The sequence below is a fragment of the Paraburkholderia sp. JHI2823 genome (genome assembly GCF_038900695.1).
GTDB classification, from domain to species: Bacteria; Pseudomonadota; Gammaproteobacteria; order Burkholderiales; family Burkholderiaceae; genus Paraburkholderia; species Paraburkholderia mimosarum.
In genome coordinates, this window is the sequence record NZ_JAYMRY010000426.1 from 1 (window position 1) to 255 (window position 255).

Here is a 255-nt window from a genome sequence, read left to right on the forward strand (position 1 = left end):
GATGGACGAAGGTCAGGCCGCGCTCCTCCTGCAGCCGTACGGCGTGGGCGTAGGCGTCGCTGTAGGACTCGCCCGCCTGCACGACCTCGACGGTGGCGCCGCCATGGGCGCGCACCGCATCGACCTTGACTTGCGGCGTGGTGACGGGCACGCAGATCACGGCCTTCACGCCGAGCCTGGCCGCCGAAAGCGCCACGCCCTGCGCGTGATTGCCCGCCGAGGCGGTGATCACGCCGCGCTCGAGCTGCGCGGGCG

Annotated in this window: 1 protein-coding gene; it reads right to left on the minus strand. The window is 72.9% G+C overall.

Annotated features, from left to right (window positions below):
• Nucleotides 1-255 (minus strand): pyridoxal-phosphate dependent enzyme (locus VSR34_RS39270; RefSeq protein ID WP_342965332.1); only part of this gene is annotated, 255 nt, incomplete at both ends.